Annotated in this window: 17 protein-coding genes; 6 read left to right on the plus strand and 11 right to left on the minus strand. The window is 69.7% G+C overall.

All coding sequences use genetic code 11. The features are described 5' to 3' along the window. Window positions 1–8 precede the first annotated feature (8 nt). On the minus strand, window positions 9–1,919 hold the full coding sequence (gene dxs, locus ACUVYZ_RS13645; RefSeq protein WP_439934973.1) for a 1-deoxy-D-xylulose-5-phosphate synthase: 1,911 nt from the start codon (window positions 1,917–1,919) through the stop codon (window positions 9–11). A gap of 314 nt (window positions 1,920–2,233) precedes the next feature. On the opposite strand from dxs, the gene ispH reads away from it, so the two are divergent. From ispH to hpnA, 6 genes are all read left to right on the plus strand, one after another. Beyond that, complete coding sequence (ispH, locus tag ACUVYZ_RS13650; protein ID WP_439934972.1) at window positions 2,234–3,193, plus strand: 4-hydroxy-3-methylbut-2-enyl diphosphate reductase; 960 nt, start codon at window positions 2,234–2,236, stop codon at window positions 3,191–3,193. A 7-nt stretch (window positions 3,194–3,200) separates the two neighbouring features. Beyond that, a complete protein-coding gene (gene hpnH, locus ACUVYZ_RS13655; RefSeq protein ID WP_439934971.1) occupies window positions 3,201–4,298 on the plus strand; it encodes an adenosyl-hopene transferase HpnH in 1,098 nt (365 codons plus the stop codon). Beyond that, window positions 4,295–5,452 carry a glycosyltransferase gene (locus ACUVYZ_RS13660; RefSeq protein WP_439934970.1) on the plus strand — a complete coding sequence of 386 codons (1,158 nt, stop codon included), beginning with the start codon at window positions 4,295–4,297 and terminating at the stop codon, window positions 5,450–5,452. Before hpnH ends, ACUVYZ_RS13660 begins: the two co-directional genes overlap by 4 nt. A gap of 180 nt (window positions 5,453–5,632) precedes the next feature. Then, complete coding sequence (shc, locus tag ACUVYZ_RS13665; RefSeq protein WP_439934969.1) at window positions 5,633–7,576, plus strand: squalene--hopene cyclase; 1,944 nt, start codon at window positions 5,633–5,635, stop codon at window positions 7,574–7,576. Further along, window positions 7,567–8,283 carry a phosphorylase family protein gene (locus tag ACUVYZ_RS13670; RefSeq protein ID WP_439934968.1) on the plus strand — a complete coding sequence of 239 codons (717 nt, stop codon included), beginning with the start codon at window positions 7,567–7,569 and terminating at the stop codon, window positions 8,281–8,283. Before shc ends, ACUVYZ_RS13670 begins: the two co-directional genes overlap by 10 nt. After that, a complete protein-coding gene (hpnA, locus tag ACUVYZ_RS13675) occupies window positions 8,280–9,275 on the plus strand; it encodes a hopanoid-associated sugar epimerase (protein WP_439934967.1) in 996 nt (331 codons plus the stop codon). Before ACUVYZ_RS13670 ends, hpnA begins: the two co-directional genes overlap by 4 nt. A gap of 62 nt (window positions 9,276–9,337) precedes the next feature. Here the strand turns inward: hpnA and ACUVYZ_RS13680 are convergent, their stop codons facing one another. From ACUVYZ_RS13680 to ACUVYZ_RS13725, 10 genes are all read right to left on the minus strand, one after another. Continuing rightward, window positions 9,338–9,784 (minus strand): DUF6789 family protein, encoded by a 447-nt coding sequence (locus ACUVYZ_RS13680; RefSeq protein ID WP_439934966.1) that lies wholly within the window; start codon window positions 9,782–9,784, stop codon window positions 9,338–9,340. 237 nt (window positions 9,785–10,021) lie between these two features. Further along, window positions 10,022–12,697, minus strand: coding sequence for an MMPL family transporter (locus ACUVYZ_RS13685; protein WP_439934965.1), 2,676 nt, complete (start codon window positions 12,695–12,697; stop codon window positions 10,022–10,024). Then, complete coding sequence (locus ACUVYZ_RS13690; protein ID WP_439934964.1) at window positions 12,666–13,319, minus strand: ABC transporter substrate-binding protein; 654 nt, start codon at window positions 13,317–13,319, stop codon at window positions 12,666–12,668. Before ACUVYZ_RS13690 ends, ACUVYZ_RS13685 begins: the two co-directional genes overlap by 32 nt. Before the next feature lie 86 nt (window positions 13,320–13,405). Further along, window positions 13,406–14,434, minus strand: coding sequence for a lysylphosphatidylglycerol synthase domain-containing protein (locus ACUVYZ_RS13695; RefSeq protein ID WP_439934963.1), 1,029 nt, complete (start codon window positions 14,432–14,434; stop codon window positions 13,406–13,408). 37 nt (window positions 14,435–14,471) lie between these two features. Next, window positions 14,472–15,569, minus strand: a complete 1,098-nt coding sequence (locus ACUVYZ_RS13700) for a 2-aminoethylphosphonate aminotransferase (RefSeq protein WP_439935020.1) — start codon at window positions 15,567–15,569, stop codon at window positions 14,472–14,474. Further along, a complete protein-coding gene (gene aepY / locus ACUVYZ_RS13705; RefSeq protein WP_439934962.1) occupies window positions 15,566–16,747 on the minus strand; it encodes a phosphonopyruvate decarboxylase in 1,182 nt (393 codons plus the stop codon). The genes ACUVYZ_RS13700 and aepY overlap by 4 nt, the downstream gene beginning before the upstream one ends. Next, window positions 16,744–18,420 (minus strand): phosphoenolpyruvate mutase, encoded by a 1,677-nt coding sequence (gene aepX / locus ACUVYZ_RS13710; RefSeq protein WP_439934961.1) that lies wholly within the window; start codon window positions 18,418–18,420, stop codon window positions 16,744–16,746. Before aepX ends, aepY begins: the two co-directional genes overlap by 4 nt. A 41-nt stretch (window positions 18,421–18,461) precedes the next feature. Beyond that, the gene (locus ACUVYZ_RS13715; protein ID WP_439934960.1) at window positions 18,462–19,220 is read right to left on the minus strand and encodes a phosphocholine cytidylyltransferase family protein; all 759 of its coding nucleotides are present in this window, start codon (window positions 19,218–19,220) and stop codon (window positions 18,462–18,464) included. A 45-nt stretch (window positions 19,221–19,265) separates the two neighbouring features. Further along, window positions 19,266–20,027, minus strand: a complete 762-nt coding sequence (locus ACUVYZ_RS13720) for a phytanoyl-CoA dioxygenase family protein (protein ID WP_439934959.1) — start codon at window positions 20,025–20,027, stop codon at window positions 19,266–19,268. A gap of 18 nt (window positions 20,028–20,045) precedes the next feature. Beyond that, window positions 20,046–20,504: CDP-alcohol phosphatidyltransferase family protein (locus tag ACUVYZ_RS13725; RefSeq protein WP_439934958.1), on the minus strand; the 459-nt coding region annotated here is incomplete at its 5' end.

The raw sequence follows: 20,504 nt of genomic DNA on the forward strand, positions 1-20,504 counted from the left end.
TCGCGCGATCAGGCCACGTCCCGGCCGAGGGCGCCGCAGACGCGGCCCGCGGCCCAATCCCGCTGCAGGCGGCGGGTCACCGCCGTGGCGATGGACGCCGGCTCGAGCCCGGCGTCCGCAAGCGCCTCTTCCCGGCTCGCGTGCTCGATGAACCGGTCGGGCAACCCGAGGTTTAGCACCCGGGTCTGCACCCCGTGCCGCGCCAGGCACTCGTTCACCGCGCTGCCCGCGCCGCCGGCTATCGCGTTTTCCTCCAGGGTGACGACGAGGGCGTGCCCCTCGGCGGCGGCGAGCACGGCGGCTTCGTCGAGCGGCTTCACGAAGCGCATGTTGATGAGCGTGGCGTCCATGGCTTCGGCCAGGGGCGACACCGAGCCGAGGAGCGTGCCGAAGACCAGGAAGGCCACCTGCCGGCCTTCCCGCCGCACCTCGGCGCGGCCGATCGGAAGCGGCTTCATTTCCACGTCGAGCCCCACGCCGGTCGCGTTCGCCCGGGGGTAGCGCACCGCGGCGGGCCCGTCGTGCAGGAAGCCGGTGTACAGCATGTGGCGCAGTTCGTTTTCGTCGGCGGGGGTCATGATCACCATCCCGGGGAGGCAGTTGAGGTACGTGAGATCGTAGCTGCCGTGATGGGTGGGGCCGTCCGGCCCGACCAGCCCGGCCCGGTCGATGGCGAACAGGACCGGCAGCTTCTGGATCACCACGTCGTGGATGAGCTGATCGTAGGCGCGCTGCAGGAACGTGGAGTAGATCGCCACCACGGGTTTCATCCCCTCGCACGCCAGCCCGGCCGCCAGCGTCACGCTGTGCTGCTCGGCGATGCCCGCGTCGAAGTAGCGCCCGGGAAACTCCTTGGAGAAGCGCACGAGCCCCGAGCCCTCGCGCATGGCGGGGGTGATGGCGACCAGGCGCGGATCGCGGGCGGCCATTTCGCACAGCCAGTCGCCGAACACGCTGGTATAAGTCGCGGCTCCTTTCGATCCCCCCGTTCCCAGCCCCACGGCCGGGTCGAACGGCACGACCCCGTGGTACTTCACCGGGTCGGCCTCCGCCGGCGGATAACCCTTGCCCTTGCGCGTGACCACGTGCAGCAGCCGGCGTCCCGGCAGCGCTCGCAGGTTGCGCAGCACTTGCACCAAGGCGTTGAGGTCGTGGCCGTCCACCGGGCCGAAGTAGCTGAAGCCCAGCTCCTCAAACAGCGCGCCCGGGACGACCATGGTCTTCAACTGCTTTTCCGCGCGTTGGGCCAGGTCCCACATGGCCGGCATTGCCTCCAGGACTTTGCGACCCCCTTTCTTCACCGTGGCGTAGGTGCGGCTGGAGAGCAGCCGTGCAAGATAGTGGGAGAGCGCCCCGACGTTGGGCGAAATGGACATCTCGTTGTCGTTCAGCACCACCAGCAGGTCTACGTCCAGGCTGCCGGCATGATTCAGCGCTTCGTACGCCAGTCCTGCCGTCATGCCCCCGTCGCCGATGATCGCCACGACCTGGCGGTCGGCACCCATGGCGCGCGACGCAAGCGCCATGCCAAGCGCTGCGCTGATGGACGTGCTGCTATGGCCCGCCCCGAACGCGTCGTAGGGGCTCTCCTCGCGCCTCAAAAAGCCCGATAGACCGCCCTTGCGGCGAATGGTGGGGAGCCGGTCACGGCGGCCGGTCAGGATCTTGTGGGGATAGCACTGGTGGCCCACGTCCCACACCAGGCGATCCTCGGGGGTGTCGAACACGTAGTGCAGGGCGATGGTCAGCTCCACCGTGCCGAGCCCGGCGGCGAAGTGGCCGCCGCAGCCCGCCACCGACCGGACCAGGTATGCGCGCAGCTCGGCCGCCAAGGGCGCTAGTTGCCTTTCCGGCAAGTGCCTGAGGTCGAGGGGGGAGTGGATCGATTCGAGCAGGGATGGCGGATCCTTTTTTATCATTTTCCGCATCCTCTACGCCAATATTTCGGTAGGATAGCGCTGCGTTCGCGCGCGAGTCGCTTGCGAGCCGCCCCGTCCGGGGAATGCCGGACCGGGATTTCGATAAAAAGACCGGCCTGGAGACATTATCCTGACATCACCGGCACGCTGATCGCAGCGGAAGACAAGGTTGCGCGAGGCTTCTCCCCGCTTCGTGCTCCGCCGGTAATAAAACGGCCGCAAGTCCGTCTTATTAGTCTATATTGTGAAACAGACCGTGCGGAATGACGCGAGCGCCGCCCGCGGGATCCACCGACGAAGGAGAGGGAACCGGCATGGAGATCGTGCTTGCTCAGCCCCGCGGCTTCTGCGCCGGGGTGGTGAGGGCCATCGAGATCGTCGAGCTGGCTCTGGATGCCTACGGCCCCCCGGTCTACGTGTTCCACGAAATCGTCCACAACCGCTTCGTGGTCGAATCCCTGGAGCGGCGAGGGGCCGTTTTCGTCGAGCAACTGGACGGCATACCCGCGGGCGCGGTGACCATCTTCAGCGCCCATGGTGTGGCCGATACGGTGGTCGAGCAGGCCCGGCAAATGGGGCTGCAAGTCATCGACGCCACGTGTCCCCTGGTCACCAAGGTGCACCTTCAGGCCCAGCGCTATGGGCGCCAGGGCTACGAGATCGTCATCATCGGCCATGCCGGGCACGAGGAGGTGATCGGAACCATGGGTTCGGTGCGGGGGATCGTCCACCTCATCTCCAGCGTAGAGGATGCGGCACGGCTCCAGGTGGCCGACCCGCGGCGGGTCGCCTACGTGACCCAGACCACCCTGAGCCTGGACGACACGCGGGAGATCATCGAAGCGCTCAAGCGCCGGTTCCCCGGCATCCAGGGACCCGACCTGGACGATATCTGCTACGCCACGCAGAATCGGCAGAACGCCGTGCGCGCCCTGGCTCGGGAGGTGGACCTGCTACTGGTGGTGGGCGCGCGCAACAGCAGCAACTCCAACCGCCTGCGGGAAGTAGGGGAGCAGTGCGGGTTGGCGGCGCATTTGATCCAGGACGAGCGCGATCTCGATCCGCGGTGGCTCGAAGGCGTTCGGCGCGTGGGCGTGACGGCCGGCGCGTCGGCCCCCGAGGTGCTGGTGGAGCGGGTGTGCCACCGGCTGCGCACCCTTGGGGCCATCTCGATCCGCACCCTGGAAGGGGTTCGCGAGAATGTCACCTTCAGGCTTCCGGCCGGGCTGACCCGCGCCAGCGTCGGGTCCAGGACGGGCGAGCGGCAGGTCTGACACGCCCATGGGATTGCCGCTGCGCCAGATCCTCCGCGTCGGGCTCTATATCGCCGGGCAACGGCTGCGCGGACGCACCCGCTACCCGGTGGTGCTCATGCTGGAACCCCTTTTCCGCTGCAACCTGGCCTGCGCCGGCTGCGGCAAGATCGACTACCCCGAGCCCATCCTGAACAGACAGTTGAGCATGGAAGAGTGCCTGGCGGCGGTGGACGAATGCGGGGCGCCGGTGGTCTCCATCCCCGGGGGCGAGCCGCTGATCCACAAGGATATCGCCCGGATCGTGGCCGGGATCGTCCGGCGCAAAAAGTTCGTCTATCTGTGCACCAATGCGCTGCTGCTGAGGAAGCGCATGCGCGAGTTCGCCCCGTCGCCCTATCTCGTGTTTTCCATCCATCTGGACGGACTGCGGGAGCGGCACGACGCATCGGTCTGCCGCGAGGGCGTTTTCGACAAGGCGGTGGAAGCCGCCCGGCTCGCCCTGGCGCGCGGCTTCCGCGTGACCTTCAACTGCACCCTGTTCCGCGACGAGGACCCGGCCGAGGTGGCGCGGTTTCTCGATTTCGTGCGCGACCTGGGGGTCGAGGGCGTCACCATCAGCCCCGGCTACAGCTACCAGCACGCGCCGCGCCAGGACATCTTCCTGCGCCGCAACGCAGCCAAGCGACTGTTCCGCTCGATCTTCGCCCTCGGCAAGGGGCGCGGCTGGCGCTTCAGCCAGTCGATCCTGTACCTCGATTTCCTCGCCGGCAACCAGACGTACCAGTGCACGCCCTGGGGCAACCCGACGCGCAACGTTTTCGGCTGGCAGCGGCCCTGTTACTTGCTGGTGGACGAGGGGTACGCGCCTACCTTCAAGGCGCTGATGGAGGAGACCGACTGGGACCGCTACGGGGTGGGGCGCAACCCGAAGTGCGCGGACTGCATGGTGCACTGCGGGTTCGAGCCGACGGCGGTGAACGACGCGTTTTCCCGTCCATGGAAAGCGCTGTACGCGCGGCTCCGGGGCCCGCGCACCGACGGTCCCATGGCCCCCGAGCTGCCCGTGGTCTACGACGATCTGGGACGGGCCGAAGGGGCCGCAGCGCGGGCGGCGCTCAAATGATGTGGCTGCTGGCGGCGTTGCCCGGTTTCGTCTTGTGGGTTGGGCTGCTCCTTTTGCCGTGGCGGCCGTGGAGCACCCGCGAAAGGCTGGACGCCGAGGAGTCGAGCTCCGAGGAAGATCTGAGCGAGGTCACGGCGCTGGTTCCGGCGCGCAACGAGGCGCGAGCCTTGGTGGTGACCCTTCCTGCCCTGGCCGCCCAGGGGCGGGGCCTGCGCATCGTCCTAGTGGATGATCAGTCGAAGGACGGCACGGCGGAGGCGGCCCTCGCCACCGGCGTTCCGGGACTGACCGTGGTGCGCGGGTCGCCGACGCCCCCCGGCTGGGCGGGCAAGGTCTGGGCTCTCGCCCAGGGCTTTGCCCGGGTGCGCACCCGGTTGACCCTGCTCGCCGACGCCGACATCGCCCTGTCGCCGGGGCTCGTAGCCGCGCTGCGTGGAAAGCTCGAGCGGGAACACCTGATGCTCGTTTCCTTAACGGCGGAATCGCCGATGCGGGGCTTCTGGGAAAAGCTGCTCGCGCCCGCCTTTGTCTATTTCTTCAAGCTGCTCTATCCGTTCGCTCTGTCCAACAATGCCCAGTCGCGGCGCGTCGCGGCCGCCGCCGGTGGCTGCGTGCTGGTGGACACCTGGGCGTTGCGGCTCATCGGGGGGTTCACGGCGATTCGCTCGGCGCTGATCGACGACTGCGCCCTCGCCCGCGCGTTCAAGGAGTGCAGCTTCCCCACCTGGATCGGCCTCACCCACTCCGCAGTGAGCGTGCGTCCCTGGCGCGGCCTCGCCGGGATCTGGAACGCGGTGGCGCGCTACGCCTTCGAGCAGCTCCGGCACTCGACCGTGCTGCTCGCTCTGTTGAGCGCTGTCTTCCTGCTCGCATTCGTCGCTCCGCCGGCGGTGGCGCTCGCCGCGCCGCATGCGCTGGCGAAGGCGCTGGCCCTGGCTGCCATGGTGGCCATGGCCGCCTCGTACATCCCGACCCTGCTGTACTACGGGCGCTCGCCCCTGTGGGCGGCGGCGCTGCCGCTGATCGGGGTGCTCTACCTGGGAATGACCTGGACCTCGGCCTGGCGGCACTGGCGCGGCGCCGGGGTCCAATGGAAGGGGCGTAGCTACTCCCAGGCGAGCGCGGGCGTTACGCCCCCGGGACGAGCGGGATGACAAGTGCCGGCCCACCCGATCTGGAGTACCAGGACCGGATCCTGGAAGGTGTCGCGCACCTTCGCCCTCACCATCCCCGGGCTGCCCAGGCCGGTGCCCGCCGTCGGCGGCGTGGGGGAGCCGGCGGGCTCCAGGGGGACTGCCGTCGTCGCGGAATGACGTTCCCGTGCAGGGAGGCGTATGGGACACGTTGATCTCAAATCCAGGGTGAACTTGATTTCTCCCGCCGTCACCGAACAGGCCCGGAAACTTTCGGCGGCCATCGAGCGCGCCCGTGACGCGCTGCTCGCGCGCCAGCACCCGGAGGGCTACTGGTGCTTCGAGCTGGAGGCGGACTGCACCATCCCCGCCGAGTACATCTGCATGATGCACTTCCTCGGCGAGGTGGACGAGGCGCTGCAGGCGAGGCTCGCCGCCTACCTGCGCAGCCGCCAGCAGGAGGACGGCGGCTGGCCCCTCTACCCGGGGGGCGGGCTGGATCTGAGCTGTACGGTGAAGGCCTACTACGCCCTCAAGCTCGCGGGAGACGCGCCCGGCGAGGGGCACATGCGCCGGGCCCGGGAAGCGATCATCGCCCGGGGCGGCGCCGCCCGCAGCAACGTGTTCACCCGCTACCTGCTGGCCATGTTCGGGCAGGTGCCGTGGCGCGCGGTGCCCTTCCTGCCAGTGGAGATCATGCTGCTGCCCCGCTGGTTTCCGTTTCACCTGAGCAAGGTCTCCTACTGGTCCCGTACCGTCATGGTGCCCCTGGCGATCCTCTATTCCCTGCGGGCGCGGGCCTGCAACCCGAAAGGCATCCATGTGCGGGAGCTGTTCACCGTCGATCCGGAGAAGGAGCGCGATTATTTCCCGGTGCGCTCCCGGCTAAACGGGCTCTTCCTCCGCCTCGAGCGGACGGTGCGGCTGCTGGAGCCTTTGATTCCGGGCAGGGTACGCCGAGCGGCGATCGCGCGGGCAGAACGCTGGATCGTCGAGCGGCTCAACGGGGAGGGGGGGCTGGGCGCGATCTTTCCCGCCATGGTCAACACCCTTGAGGCCTTCAGAGTGCTCGGGTATCCCCGGGAACATCCTCTCTGCCGCACTGCCCGTAGAGCCATCGACAAGCTGCTCGTGGTTCGCGACGACTCAGCCTATTGCCAGCCCTGCGTGTCTCCGGTCTGGGACACGGCTCTGGCGGCGCTGGCCCTGCTGGAGGAAGGCAGCGAGCCGGGGCGCCGGGCGGCGCGCAAGGCCCTCGACTGGCTGGAGGCGCGTCAGTTGCTGGACGCCGAGGGCGACTGGCGCGAATCGAGGCCGGACTTGCCAGGAGGCGGCTGGCCGTTCCAGTTCCGCAACGATCACTACCCCGATCTGGACGATACCGCGGTCGTGGCCTGGGCGATGCGGCGTGCCGATGCGGCCCGCTATGGCGTCGCCATTGAGCGGGCCGCCCGGTGGATTTGCGGCATGCAATCGCGCAACGGGGGCTTCGCCGCTTTCGACGCCGATAATACTCATGATTACCTGCTGGAGATCCCCTTCGCCGATCACGGCGCTTTGCTGGACCCGCCCACCGCCGACGTGTCGGCCCGCTGCGCCACCTTGCTCACCCTCCTGAAGAAGGACCCGGAGCACGCCCGCGCCCTCGAGCGCTGCACCGCCTACCTGCTCGGCGAGCAGGAGTCGGATGGATCCTGGTTTGGCCGCTGGGGCACGAACCACATCTACGGCACCTGGTCGGCGGCCATGGCGCTCGAGCACAGCGGCGATCCGCGAGCCCGGGAGGCGCTCCAGCGGGGGGCGGCCTGGCTCAAACGGGTGCAGCGGCCGGACGGCGGGTGGGGCGAGACCAACGACAGTTACGCCGACCCGAGCCTCGCCGGCCGGGCCAGCCGCAGCACGGCGTTCCAGACCGCCTGGGCCGTGCTCGGGCTTCTAGCGGCCGGGGAGACCGGGGCGCCTGAGTTGTGGCGCGGCGTGGAATACCTGCTGCGCACCCAGGAAAGCGACGGGCGCTGGGACGATCCGGAGTTCACCGCGCCGGGCTTTCCCCGGGTGTTCTACCTCAAGTACCACGGCTACAGCGTCTACTTCCCCTTGTGGGCGTTGGCCCGGGCAAAGAGCGTCCTCGCCCCATGGGGATGAGGGTGGACGTGGTGGCGGCCTTGCATGCCGAGGCCCGATGCTTGCCTAAAGCGCCTGTCCACGAATCGGCGGGGGAAGTGTCGGTCCATGTGAGGATCGCCGGCGTCGGTCCCGAGAACGCCGAGCGGGCGGCCCGGGCCGGGGTGGCCGCCGGCGCCCGGGCCCTTCTGAGCTGGGGTTTCGCGGGGGCGCTCGATCCGCGTCTGCGCTCCGGAGCGATCGTCCTTCCGCCGTTGGTGATCGCTGCTGACGGGGAGCGCTTTCCCGTGGACGCCGAGTGGCACGGGCGGCTGCTCGCCAGCCTCCTGGCGCCGCGGTTGCAAGTGAGCACGGAGCCAATCGGCGAGGCGCTGCACCCGCTGCGAGGGGCTGGCGCCAAGGCCGCCCACCGCGGGGCGTCCGCCATGGCGGCGGTGGACATGGAGTCTGCGGCCATCGCCCGGGTCGCCCGGGAGGCGGGGATCCCTTTCGCCGCGGTGCGGGCCGTCACCGACACGGTGAGCCGGAGCGTCCCGGGAAGCGCCCTGGCCGCGCTGGGTCCCGGGGGCGCCCTGCAGCCGAAAGCCCTGCTGCTCGCCCTCGCCCGCCGTCCCCGGGAGCTGCCCCCCCTGGCGACCCTCGTTCCCGGCTTCCTCCTCGCTCGACGGGCGTTGCGGCGCGCGAGCCTGGCCGCCGGCGCGTCCGGAGCCCTCGTGCCGCCCTCATGAGCGCTCCCTTTCTGGTCACCGGCGCGAGCGGCTTCGTCGGCGCGGCCATCGTGCGTGCCTTGGTCGGCGCCGGCGAGCCCGTGCGGGTGCTGGTGCGTCCGACCAGCGACCAGCGCAATCTGGAGGGGCTCCCGGTGCAGACCGCGGTCGGCGACCTGCTTGACCCGGATTCCCTGCGGCGGGCCGCTTCGGGCTGCCGCGGGGTCTACCATGCGGCCGCCGACTACCGCCTGTGGGCGCGGGATCCGTCGGCCATGCATCGCGCCAATGTGCAGGGTACCGTAAACCTGCTGCGCGCGGCAGCGGAAGCCGGGGTCGAGCGCGTCGTCTACACGAGCAGCGTGGCCACCCTCGGCTGCCGCGCCGATGGGGCGCCGGCCGACGAGACGACGCCGTCGCGGCTGGAGGACATGATCGGCCCCTACAAGCGCTCCAAGTTTCTCGCCGAAGAGCAGGCGATGCGGTTCGCCCGGGAAGAAGGCCTGCCGGTGGTGATCGTGAACCCGTCGGCGCCGGTGGGGCCCGGCGACCGGCGGCCCACCCCCACCGGCCGGATGGTGCTTGACGCGGCTTGCGGCCGCACGCCGGCTTACGTGGACACCGGCCTCAGCCTGGTCCACGTGGACGATGTGGCTTACGGCCATCTGCTGGCTTACCGGCATGGGGTTCCCGGAGAACGCTACGTCCTGGGCGGCGAGAATCTGGAGCTGCGGGAGATTCTGGCCCGCATCGCCCGCCTGGCGGGCGGGCGCCCGCCCCGCGTGCGACTCCCGGTGGCGGCGCTCTTTCCCGTGGCGTGGGTCATGGAGGCGTGGTCGTGGGCCGGCGGAAGCGAGCCGCGGGTCACCCGCGATGCGCTGCGCATGGCGCGCAAGCGGATGTATTTCTCCAGCGACAAGGCGGCGCGGCAGCTCGGCTACCGTTTTCGCCCGGCGGACGAGGCGCTGCAGGACGCCATCGACTGGTTTCGCCGGCACGGCTATTTCCGCTGAATGCTGAGATGCCACTCCGGCCGATGCCCGCGGCCTAGGCGGCGGCTCGTTTTTCCGTTCGCTCATCTTCTTTTGAGCAAGGGCGAGCCCAGAAGCGCTCTGTACGTGGTGCCAAGCACGGCGCCATAGACGAGGTGCAGAACCAGCATCAGGGCAGGCGCCGTCAGGCCCAGGCGTACCCCGAAAAATCCGGCGCCCGCCAAAGGCATTATCGTAATCATCATCAGCAACCAGGCGAGGATCGCAAAGCAGATCCCTTTCTGCCATTGTCTGGAACCGGGCAGGTACTCGTTAAACCACGCGAACAACAATCCCCACCAAATCGTTCCCATGACGAAGTGAAACATCCAGCCGATGATCGGGAAACTCGGAGCGCCGAAGATCGCGCTAAGCATCCGGATCAAGTCCAGCTCGGGCGCGAACCCCGCCATCGTTTTGATCTCCATGAAGATCGAGATAACGGCGGTGGCAACGAAACCCGCAACCATGGACCGATAGAGATTGTTCATGAAATCTCCTCCGCCTTTGCTCGCGGCCCGCTTCACTTGGGGGGCGGTGGCCGCGAGACCGCTCCCGGTACGCTTCGGGACTTCCGGCAGCTCGCCTATGTGGTATTTAGTCGGACCAGGAAGCCTGTCTTTGCAGGCCGGGCTCGACAGGCCGCTTAAAGTAAAAGTTTCGAGTCCGGCCGGAAACGCCTGAGCTCGTGCCCTGCGGGGATACCCGTTCCCCCTTGCCTACACGGCTCAGGAACGTTGACCCTCGAGCTCCGCCAGGATCGCGGACAGGACCAGAAGGCTGGAGACGAGGGTGAAGGACAGGGCGAGCACGAGGAGCCGGCCCATGCCCGCCATGCCGGGATGCTCGGAGAAGGCGAGGGCGCCGAAGGAGACGGCCGTGGTGAGGGCGCTGAAGAAAACCGCGCGGGGCGTGCTGCTGCGGAACAGGCGGTTCACGTCCCATCCGGCGCGGCTGCGTTTGACCAGGTAGATGCCGAAGGCGATGCTCAGGCCGAGCAGCAGGGGCAGGGCGATGATGTTGGCCAGATTGAAGGAAATGTCCAGCAGGACGGCGGCGCCGGCCGTGAACAAGGCGGCCAGCACCACGGGGAGCAAAACCAGGAGCGCATCCCCCACTTTGCGCAACGCCGCCAGCGTGAGGACCAGGGTGGCGAGGAGGGCGATGGCGGTGGCCTGCAGGCACGCTTCCACCACCGCGTCCCCGGCCTCCACAAAAATGACGGGGGTTCCCGTGGCCGCCGGTGCGACCGCTTGGACCGCCCGCACGAACCGGCGCATGGCGGGGTTGTCCCTCAGGTCTTCCTTGGGAAAGACTTCGACCCTGGCCTGCCCGTCGGGGCTCAAGTAGCGCCGCCTCAAGTCCTCGGGAAGGTCCGCCAGGGCGACCCGGGTTGCGGCCAGGAGCTGCCCCAGCTCGTTCAGGACTTGGGGCAGGTCGCCGATGACGCTGCGCCGCAATTCCTCCGCCAACGCCCCGGGCCAGCCCGGCATGGCCGCGAGCCGTTGCAGGGTGCCGCCGAGCCGCTCGGCGCTGGCGGCCAGCTCGTCTCCGCCGGCGCCGGCCGCCACGAGGTCCTGGCGGAACTTCTCCACGGCCATCGCCTCTTCCTGGGGCGTGGGGGCCGCCGCGGGTGCAGGGGGGGTGACCAGGGGCGCGAGGACCAGGTTCATGTCCCCGATGATGCGCAATTTCTCCTCCTGATCCGCCGGCACGAAGCTCGCCAGGGTGAGCGCCCGGTCGACCGCGTCCAGGCTTTCCAGGCGGGCGGCCAGTGCCTGGGCCGCCTCCAGGTCCTGGGCCAGGATCTCGATGGTGTAGGGGGTGGTGGATGGATCCTGCAAGAGGCTCAGGAAAGCGGCAACGGACGGGGTGGTCGGGTCCCGCAGGTTGAGGGGATGGAAATCGAAACGGGCCTGGAGCACCAGGAGGAGGGAGCCGGCGGCCGCCGCCGCCGCGGCGCTGAGCAGGATCCGCCGGTTGCGCTGGACGGTGAGCACTCTCAGGGACAGAGTCTCCACCGGGCCCGCCCCGGTCCTTCCCTTGTAGGGGCCGACCTGCATCAGGCTGAGCGCTGCGGGCAGCACCGTCAGGTTCGCCCCCAGGGCGACTATCATGCCGAAGCCGGAGATGACGCCCAGCTCGGCCAGCCCCCGGTAATCCGTGGGGGCGAAGGAAAGGAAGCTCAAGGCGGCGGCGAGGGCCGCCAGGGTGAGGGTGCCGCCGGCGCCCGCCGCAGCCCGCTCCAGGGCGGCGACATGGTCGTGCGTCGCGTCCAGTTCCTCTTTGTACCGCATCGCGAACTGGATGCCGAAATCCACCCCCAGGCCGATGAACAGGACGGCGAAGGTCACCGAGATCAGATTCAGATGGCCGATGGCGGCGGCGGCGAAGGCGGCGGTCCACGTGAGACCTATGCCCAGGGTGACCAGGATGGCGGCCACGAGCCGCGGTGAGCCCAGCCCCAGGAAGAGGATGGCGCAGACCAGGGCAAAAGCGACCGAGGTGGCGATACCCGCCCCTTTCGATACGCTCGCCAGCTCCTCGTCCTCCATGGCCACTTCCCCCGTGACGTGGACTTGCACGCCCGGTTCCTCGGCCTCCACCTGCCGGGCGAGGCGGTGCACCCGGTCCAGCGCCTCTTTCGCCGGCCTCAGGCTCGCGTAGTCGAAGCGCGGCTGGATCAGGATGAAGCTGCGATGGTTGTCCCTGGACGCAGAGCCGCCCTCCAGCAGCGCTTCCCGCCATGAGCGCGGCTGGGGCGTGCCCGCCAGCAGGGCTTGTACCGCCGCGTCGATTTCGTTGAGCACTTTCTTGAGGGCCGCCCGGTTTTCGGTGCCCAAGTTCTCCCCGAGGGCGCGCCCCAGCACGGAGAAAAGACCGCGCAGGCTCGGGTCTTGGGCCATCGCTCCCAGGAACGGCTGCGCCTCGGCGAGCTTCTCGCTCAGTTGCCAGAGCTCGTCCGTGTCCAGGTAGAGCAGGCCGTTGCGCGCGAAGAAAGGGCCGCGGCCGGGCTGGTAGACGTAACGAAAGGGGCCGTTCGAGCGCGCGAGCGCCCCGGCGAGCTGGTCCGCGACATCGTTCGCCCGGCTCGCGACGCCGGCCTCCACGATCACAACGATGAGGTCGGAGAGCTGCGGAAAGGCTTGCTCGAACTTCCGGTCGGCCTGGCGGAAGGGGAGTTCCGGCGCCAGCATGTCCGCCGTGTCGGTGTTGATCGAGAGGCGGCTCGCCCCGTAGTACAGGAGAGCAGCGCTCGAGAGCGCCGCCGCGCCCAATACCCAGGGGGCGGCCCGGCCCGACCCGGTGACCAGCCGGACCAGGCCGCGGCGGTACGCCTCGCCCGTGGCGCTCAGGAGCCGCCGCGCGCCTTCAAGAGCCCGCAGACTTCGACTGGGCCGCAATCTTGTCCTTCAGCTTCTTTATCAGGGCGTCGAAACCCTCGGTGCGCAGGATGCTCGCGAACTCCGATCGCCGAATGGCGAGGTCGCTCACCCCGTCCACGACGATGTTGACGATCCGCCAGCCTTCCTCCCGGCGGCGCAGCAGATAGTCGAAGCGGAGGGTTTCGCCCCCCGGCTTGACGAGCTCGCTGCGCACCAACGCCTCGCCCCGAGGGGTTTGCTCGACCGAGAGCGTCCTGAATCTTTCCCCGGAATAGGCATCGAAGCGGTGCGCGTAGGTGGAGATGCTCCACTCGCTGAAGGTGGCCACGAGCAGGGACTTCTGGGCGTCGCTCAACGGCTGCCAGTACCTGCCCGCGGCGAACGCCGCGATGCTTTGCAGATCGTGGCTCTCCTCCACCGCCGGGGCGAGACGCTTGTATCGACCGGCGTAGCCTAGTTTGCCGGCGTCTTTCATCACCGATACGAGCACCGCCTGGAAGCCCTCGACCACCGCCGCCGGGTTCTCCTCGGCCCCGGCGGCGAGCGGCGCGAACGCGGCGCAAATCGCCGCCACCGCGAAGGCGGCCAGCGCCTTGGGGCTCGCCCGCCGGGACCTGGCCCCGTTCAGTGATCTCTCCATGTCAGCCACTCCTCAAGCGCGTCTCCGCCTGATCCCGTTCCACCTTGATTTCCCTTGCGCTCTCCCGGCGATCCGGGGCGGGGCGCTCATCCCCCATCTGGACGGACCCCGGCCCGCGGTGACCGCCGCCGGCGCCCCCGCCACCATCCACGACTTTCCGCGATCTGCCAAGCCACCAGGCCCGGGAGGCCCAGGGCCAGCTCCCGGGCGCGTTTCGCCAGGGACAGCGCCAGGGCGAGGGGCGGCTCGAGCCCCAGGAGCGCGCCGAGCAGCAGGTATCCGCCTTCCTGCACGCCCAGGGCACCGGGCACCAGGAAGGCGGCGGCACGCACTGCCTGGCCCAGACTCTCCAGGAGCAGGGCCTCGGCCCATCCCACCGGATGGCCGAGGAAGGCCATGGCCAGCCAGACCTCTCCGGCTCCCAAGAGCCAGCCCGCGAGCAGCCAGGCGCAGCACGCCAGGAGCGCCCGGCGGTCGGCGTAGGTGCGGGAGATGGCCCGGTCCAGGGCGGCCGCGCCCCCGGCCAGGGCCCGCCAGTCGCTGCCGCCGGCGAGGCGCCCGAGAGCCGCCACCAGGGCCGAGAACAGGCCGCGGCGCTGGGCCCAGTAGAAGCCCAGTAACAGGGCGCCCATGATCGCCGTCCCGGCCAGCAGGGCGTCGGTGAAGCGCTCCCCGCCCAGGTGAAGGACCAGGAGGACCACCCCAAGGAGGGTAAAAAGAATCTGGGTGAATACCGCCAGGGTCAAGCCCACCACCACGCTGGCGCCGGCGATCTCCCCCGGCATGCCCCGCTGGCCGAGCAGGCGGGCCTTGACCAGATCGCCCCCCACTTGGGCCACCGGCAGCAGTCCGTTGATCGACTCGCCGATCCAGCGGGCCCACAGCAGGGTGGCGAAGGGCAGGCGCGCCGCCGCGGGTACCAGGCGCTGCCAGCCCAGGGTGTCGGCGGCCATGGGCGCCAGGTGGAACGCCGCCACCAGCGCGAGCCCCCATCCCGCGGTCTTCAAGGCCGCCGCCAGCTCCACCGTGCCCCGCTCGATCACCAGATACAGGAACAAGGCCAGCCCGCCGACCAAGCTGAGGCGCAGGAACCGGCGCAGCCTACCGGCCTTCATGGCGGGTCCTCGGCCGCAGCCGGCGAGCCCGGAGGATTCACCCGGAGCCTCCGCTGGAGGGTGCCCCGTCCAGGATCTCGCCCACCGCGGCGACGAAGCGCTCCAGGTCGGCGGCGGCGATGGCGCCCATGGTGGAGACCCGGAAGATGGATTTGGAGAGCTCCCCCTGGCCGGCGTAGATCACGAACCCGCGCCGCTTGAGCCCGTCGTGCAACATCGGGTAGTCGATGCCTTGCGGCAGCCGGTAGGCGCGCAGCGCCACCGAGCGCGGGCCGGATCGGAGCAGCGGCTCCACCTGGAGCCGGTCAAGCCCGTCCTCCACGGCGGCGGCGAGGCGCGCGTAACGGGCGTGGCGCGCGGGCCAGCCGCCTTCCTCCAGCAGCTCGTGGAGGGCCTCCCTCAGGGCGTAGAACAGGGGCACGGCGGGGGTGAAGGCGGTGTCGCGCCCGTCCTGGGCTCGCAAGTGCCGCGCCAGGTCCAGATAGAGGCCGCGGCCGGCGCCGCCCGGCGGCAGTGCGTCCCGCCTAACCAGCACGAAGCTTAACCCCGGCGCGCCGTGGAGGCACTTGTTGGCGCTCCCGGCGCAGGCACTCACGCCCCAGGCGGAGAACTCCAGCGCCTCGGCGCCGAAGCTGCTCACCCCGTCCACCAGCAGCGCCACGTGGCGCTCTCGGCACAGGCGGGCGATGGCGGCGAGGTCGTTCAATCGCCCGGTGGTGGTTTCGTGGTGGACCACCGCCACGTGGCTGGTCTCCGGCGCCTCATCGAGCCGGCGGGCGAGGGCCTCCGGGTCCACCGGCGCGCCCCATTCCTGGCGCAAGACGGCATGGCGGATGCCGTGGCAGCGGGCGATCTCCGCCATTCGCGCGCCGTAGACGCCGTTATCGATCACCAAGAGGGCGCCGCCGGGCGGGACCAGGCTGGCTAGCATCGCTTCCACCGCCGCCGTTCCCGAGCCGGAGAGGAGCACCGGCGCCCATTCCAGGAGATTGAGCCCGTAGAGCGCCAGCAGCGACCGCCGCACGTCTTCCTGCAGATCGCCGAACTCGCTTTCGCGATGGCATAGATCGGGGGAGGTCAACGACGCCCGCACCCGCGGGCTCAGGTTCACCGGACCGGGGTTGAGCAGGATCATGTCGATCTCGCGCAAGGGAGCTCCAGGCCGTCGATGTGGGCCATGAAGCGCCGCCGCGCTTCGACCGGCGAGAGGGAAGGGCGCGGCAGCCCGGCCGGGGCGCCGGGGGCGATCTTGAGATGCACGAAGACAGGACCCGAGACCTGGGTCGGCCCCAGCGCTTCGTCGAGCAACGAAAGCGCGTTCCCTTCCCACACCGCAGGGTAGCCGCAGGCGGCGGCGACGCCCGCGAACGAGATGCCCGCCGACACCGTCGCCTGGCCGCCCGTGGACCCGTGGGCCTCGTTGTCCAGCAGCACGTGGACCAGGTTGGGCGGCCGATAGGCGCCGATGGTGGCTAGATTCCCCATGCGCATGAGAGCCGCCCCGTCCCCGTCGAGCACGATGACGCGCAGCCGCGGGCGCGCCAAGGCGAGCCCCAGGGCCAGGGACGAGGCGCATCCCATGGAGCCCACCAGGTAGAGCTGATGGGGGCGGTCGCCCAGGGCGTAGAGCTCCCGCCCGGTGTGGCCGGTGGTGGCGATCAGGACGCCGGCGTTTTCTGGGACGAGGGCCGCAATGCGCTCCAGCGCTTCCCGCCGGCTCGGCCGCCGCGCCTCGGACCCTTGCCAGCGGGCGCGGGGCACGGCGCCGGAATGCCGTCGCGGCGGCCGGGCGCCGCCTGGAGATGCCGTAGAAGCGGAGAAGCTGTCCTTGCCCACCAGCAGGGCGTAGGGGCGCTCGGTCTCTTCTATGACCGCCCGGGCTTTCGCCAGGGTAGGCCCCAGGGCCTCGGGGTAATCCGGCAGACGGGCCCAGGGAATCTCCAGGGTGTCCAGCAACGCGGGGGTGATGCGCCCCATCAGGGCGTGCTGGGGCTCGTCGGCGATCCCCGGCTCGCCGCGTAGGGTGACGAGGAGCAGCACCGGAATGCGGAACACGTGATTCAGCGACGTGAGGGGGCTTACCGCGTTGCCGAGGCCCGAGTTCTGCATCAGGGCGACGCTCGCCCGGCCGCCGAGCCACGCCCCCGCCGCCGCGGCCACCGCGTCGCCCTCGTTCGCCGCCGAAACATAAGCGAGGGCCGGGTCGGCGCTCGCCTGGTCGATGAGGGCCGCCAGGAAGGAGCAGGGCACCCCGGCGTACCAACGGTAGCCCAGGGCCGCCGCCTGGCGCAGAAATTCCGCCGCCTCGATCACGGGACGACCTCGCCGGAGCCCTGGGCGCCCGGGTTCCCGTAGGCGAAATCCACCGCGCGGCGCAGGTCGTCCGGGTCGTTCACGTCCAGCCAATGGCCGCTCACGTAGAGCACTCGGACCGGACGGCCGGCCTCGGTCAGGTGGTTGAGCAGGTCCGGCAGCCCCAGCCGGTGGAAGTCGGGCCTTTGCGCCAGGGCGTCCATCGCCTGGAGCAGCCACGAGCGCCCGGCGCTCCGCACGCGCAGCATGCCGATCCAGCGCCCGCTGGGCGCACCCGCGCCCGGTCGCGGCCGGGCGTCCACCCGCAGGAGCTTCACGTCCTGGGGGAACAGGGCGTGGTCGTCGGGGGCCGAGCAGTAGGCGAGATCCCGCCGCCGTTCCGGCCTCTCCGGCACCGGCGAAGAGTCCACCACCACCGCCAGCTCGCCCGGCGTCTCCAGCAGGTCCCGCAGGATGTAGCTGCGAAACAAAAGGTCGCCATAACTCACCACCGTGTCCTCGCCGATGGCCTCGCGGGCGCAGGCGAGGGAAGCCAGCTCGCCGCTCTCGGCGTGCCCCGGGTTCTCCACCACCTCGACGCCCGGCAGGTCGATGGACCGGGCTTTGTAACCGGCAACCACGGTGACGGCGTCGATGCCCTGCTTCTTGAACTCGTCCACCAGCCGGCGCAGCAGGGGGCGGCCGGCCACCGGCAGCATGGCTTTGGGGCGATCCTCGGTCAGCTCGTCCAGCCCCTCCCCCCGGCTCGCCGCCAGCACCACCGCGGTGGTGGTTCGCTCCCGGGGAGCGGCGTACTGGCGTTCCGCCGCCAGCAGCTCGTCGGCGCGCTGCAAGCGGAAGATCTCCCTCACTGGCGCGATCCGGTCCTCCACGTTCACCAGGGTTTCGGTGGCGTGAAGTTCCCGGGCCAGGGCTTGCATGGCGGAAATGGCCGCCCGCAGGGTGTGGTTGGCCCAGATCACCACGCTCACCCCGGCGGCGCGGAACACGTCGGTGGGGGTACTGTAGTAAGTGGTCGGCACGATCACCAGGGGCGAGCGTCCGGCCCACTCCCGGGCGAAGGCCAGGATCTCGTCGGCGCGGCTTTTCCTGCTGTGGATCAGGATGGCGTCGGCGCCGGCGGCGTGATAGGCCTCGGCCCGGCGCAGGGCCTCGTCCAGGCCCCAGCCGGCGATCAGCGCCTCCACCCGCGCCACGATGACGAAGTCCGGATCGCTTTGGCTGTCCTTGCCGGCGCGGATCTTGCCCTGGAACTCGGCGACATCCGCCAGCGGCTGGCGGTGGCCGTCGATCAAGCTGTTCGTCTTGGGAAACAGCTTGTCCTCGATGCACACCCCGGCGACGCCGCGGCTTTCCAGCTTCTTCACCAGACGGCGCATGCTGTTGAAGTCGCCGTAGCCTGTATCTCCATCCATGAGGATCGGAATGCGGGTGGCGTCGGCCATGAACTCCACCATGTCCACCACCTGGGTCCAGCTCGCCTCGTTGTTGTCGCGCACGCCGAACTGGGCCGAGAGGGTGAGCCCGCTCGCCCAGATGCCCTTGAAGCCGGCCTCTTCCACGATGCGGGCGCTCAGGCCGTTGTGGGCCTCCATCAGGAATTCCAGCTCGGGGGAGGCGAGCAGCGCCCGCAGGGCGGCAGCCTTGGATGCGGGGCGTGGGCGTCTGTCCATGACGAGGATTGGATCGTGCTCGGGCCGCGCCGGTTCGGGAACTAGCATTCTAACCGCGGCAGGATCTCCTCCCGCGCCCGCCGCGCGTCCTCGGCGAAATCGATCTCGATCCAGGGCAGCCCGGTCACGTCCTCCGCGCCGAAGCGCTCCGGCGCCTCCAGCATCAGGTCGCGCAGAGCTTCCTCGTGGGGCTCCATGCCCCGGCCCGCCTCCCGGTAGGCGGTCGCCCGGGCCGCGAGGGCCAGGCAGGTGTCCGCCGAGAGGCGGAAGAACCCCACCGACTCGCCGCAATGGTCGAACGTCAGTCCCGGGGCGAGGCGCTTGCGGAACTCCACGATGCGGCCCGCCCGCACGCACACCTTGACCGGCTCCTCGCCGGGCTCGAGGTTGCGGTCCATGAGCAGGCAATCGGGATGGGCCGAACCCAGCAGGCGCGCGAGCATCCGCCCGTCGTAGAGGACGTCCGCGTCCATGAGCAAGGTCTCGCGCCCCGCCAGCAGCCGTGCTCGGGCGCACCACACGGTCACGACGCTGCCCAGGTCGTAATCGGGGTTGAACACCGTCGTCACCCTGGCCCCGGAATCCAGGCGCGCCAGTTCGTCCCGGACACGTTCGGCCCCGTAACCCACCGCGACGCAGATGTCCCTCACGCCGGCCCGCGTCAGCAGCCGCAGATGGCGCTCGAGCAGGCTACGCCCGCCGAAGCGCAGGAGGCACTTGGGAAGCGGCCTGTGCTCCGGGTCGCCGGCGAACCGCGTTCCCCGGCCGGCAGCGAGAATTAGGGCCTGGGGGTCGGGCATTGGCGGGTGCGGCAGGCCGCGTCGGCGTAGCCGAAACGAGGGGCCTCAGACACGAAACACGTACTCCCTGCCTGGCTCCCGCTCGCAGTCGGGCGGGTAACTCTTGCGCTTGTCGGCGTAGTACCGGGCCCGGTGGTCGCCTTCGTCCAGTCTATTGTAGGTCACGTAGAGTACCCGCCGGGGCCGCGAGCTCAGGTTGGGGGCGGAGCGGTGGGGGGTATAGGAATCGAAGAACACCACGTCGCCCGGTTTCGTCTCGCACGCTATGAAGTCCATTTGGGCAGTCACGTCCTCCGGCAGCGGCGCCCAACTGGGGCCTAATTGTCCTTCCCGGTGGCGCCCTGCCGCGAGCTCCAGGCAGCCGTTGTCCCGGGTCGCGGCGTCGATGCTGACGAGCGCGGTGATATGGAGGCTCGCGTAGCGGTCCCAGCCGGCCTGTACGTCCTGGTGCGGGGTGAAGCCGCCCCCGCCCGGCAGCTTGAAGTTGATCTTGTCCTTGAACAGGACCGCCGGCGCGCCGAAAAGCTGGGCCGCCGCGTCGCGCAGCCCGGGGCCGTTGAGCAGGGCGTCGAAGCCGGCGTGGTAGGGGCAAAAATTCTCCATCCGGTTAAGCAGGCGCCGGCCCGGCTCCAGGCGGCTTGTCTCGAAATACATCATGTACTTGCCCGGAACCTCCGGGTAGCCCGCGATCTCCTCGGTCCAGGCAGCGATGCGCGCCGCGGCCTCGCGCCCGTAGAGACCGCGGACGATCAGAAACCCGTCGCGGTGGAAGCTCTCAATCTGCTCTTGGGTCAGCGGCTGAACCATCGCTTCTCACAAGTTAGGCTACGAAGACTGGGGGTGCCGGCCGGTCGGGCGGCCGAGCCTGCGCACGAGACCCCAGTAAACGAAAGCGGCGAATGCCGGCGCGGCGATCGCGGCGGCCACCAGCAGGTGCTCGGCAAACCCGAGCCAGAGCATGATCGGGACGACGATCAGCGCGTCGTCCGGGTCGAAGCCCGCGGCACCGCCCAATGGAGCGGTGTCTTCTCCGGTGAGCGCTTCCCATCGCCACAAGAGGTAAAAAGTCGCCGCGATCGCCAGGCCGGCCAGCGCGCCCAGGGGAATCGCCCACGGGCCCAGGGTCCCGGTCTTGAGCCCGAACCCCAGCCCCACGAAGGCCAGCGTGTTGCACACGCCGTCGGCCACCAGATCGTATTTCTGGCCGAAAGCGCTTTTTTTCCCGGAAAGCCGCGCCAGCTCACCGTCGGCCCGGTCGAGCAGCATGGAAAGCAGGAACAACCC

The organism is Pelomicrobium sp. P1 (genome assembly GCF_052805615.1).

Bases quoted from the DNA above. Each gene is read 5' to 3' on its own strand.
- dxs (WP_439934973.1), bottom strand. From the start codon at position 1,919: ATGATAAAAAAGGATCCGCCATCCCTGCTCGAATCGATCCACTCCCCC.
- ispH (WP_439934972.1), top strand. From the start codon at position 2,234: ATGGAGATCGTGCTTGCTCAGCCCCGCGGCTTCTGCGCCGGGGTGGTG.
- hpnH (WP_439934971.1), top strand. From the start codon at position 3,201: ATGGGATTGCCGCTGCGCCAGATCCTCCGCGTCGGGCTCTATATCGCC.
- ACUVYZ_RS13660 (WP_439934970.1), top strand. From the start codon at position 4,295: ATGATGTGGCTGCTGGCGGCGTTGCCCGGTTTCGTCTTGTGGGTTGGG.
- shc (WP_439934969.1), top strand. From the start codon at position 5,633: ATGGGACACGTTGATCTCAAATCCAGGGTGAACTTGATTTCTCCCGCC.
- ACUVYZ_RS13670 (WP_439934968.1), top strand. From the start codon at position 7,567: ATGGGGATGAGGGTGGACGTGGTGGCGGCCTTGCATGCCGAGGCCCGA.
- hpnA (WP_439934967.1), top strand. From the start codon at position 8,280: ATGAGCGCTCCCTTTCTGGTCACCGGCGCGAGCGGCTTCGTCGGCGCG.
- ACUVYZ_RS13680 (WP_439934966.1), bottom strand. From the start codon at position 9,784: ATGAACAATCTCTATCGGTCCATGGTTGCGGGTTTCGTTGCCACCGCC.
- ACUVYZ_RS13690 (WP_439934964.1), bottom strand. From the start codon at position 13,319: ATGGAGAGATCACTGAACGGGGCCAGGTCCCGGCGGGCGAGCCCCAAG.
- ACUVYZ_RS13695 (WP_439934963.1), bottom strand. From the start codon at position 14,434: ATGAAGGCCGGTAGGCTGCGCCGGTTCCTGCGCCTCAGCTTGGTCGGC.
- ACUVYZ_RS13700 (WP_439935020.1), bottom strand. From the start codon at position 15,569: ATGATCCTGCTCAACCCCGGTCCGGTGAACCTGAGCCCGCGGGTGCGG.
- aepX (WP_439934961.1), bottom strand. From the start codon at position 18,420: ATGGACAGACGCCCACGCCCCGCATCCAAGGCTGCCGCCCTGCGGGCG.
- ACUVYZ_RS13715 (WP_439934960.1), bottom strand. From the start codon at position 19,220: ATGCCCGACCCCCAGGCCCTAATTCTCGCTGCCGGCCGGGGAACGCGG.
- ACUVYZ_RS13720 (WP_439934959.1), bottom strand. From the start codon at position 20,027: ATGGTTCAGCCGCTGACCCAAGAGCAGATTGAGAGCTTCCACCGCGAC.